General features: G+C 53.8%; 1 protein-coding gene. It reads right to left on the reverse strand.

The annotated features are described in order from the left end of the window. Positions 1–548: NAD(P)-binding domain-containing protein (locus TX77_RS10730; protein WP_044505091.1), on the reverse strand; the 548-nt coding region annotated here is incomplete at both ends.

The raw sequence follows: 548 nt of genomic DNA on the forward strand, positions 1-548 counted from the left end.
GAATACGGATTCCGTAATGATCGACAACGGTACGCCAAGGTCGAGGGAGCTTTGGCTTGTCCATTTGCCTGTGCCTTTTTGGCCAGCGGAGTCCAAAATAACGTCAACCATTGGTTTGCCTGTTTCCGGATCGTATTTCGAGAAGATATCAGTTGTAATCTCAATCAGGTAGCTGTCGAGCTCGCCTTTGTTCCACTCGGTGAAGATGCTGTGAAGCTCTTCCGTGCTTACGTCCAGCACGTTTTTCAGCAGGTCGTAGGCTTCGCAGATCAACTGCATGTCACCATACTCAATGCCGTTATGAACCATCTTCACGTAGTGGCCAGCGCCGTCCGGTCCGATGTATGTGCAGCAAGCGTCGTCGCCGACTTTAGCGGAAATCGCTGTCAGAATCGGCTCAACCAGCTTGTACGCGGATTCTTGACCGCCAGGCATGATGGAAGGGCCTTTCAGCGCGCCTTCTTCGCCGCCCGAAACGCCCGTGCCGATAAAGCGGATGCCTTGCTCTTCAAGCGCTTTGCTGCGGCGCTGCGTGTCAGGGAATAAGC

It is taken from the genome of Megasphaera massiliensis (assembly GCF_000455225.1).
Lineage (GTDB): Bacteria > Bacillota > Negativicutes > Veillonellales > Megasphaeraceae > Megasphaera > Megasphaera massiliensis.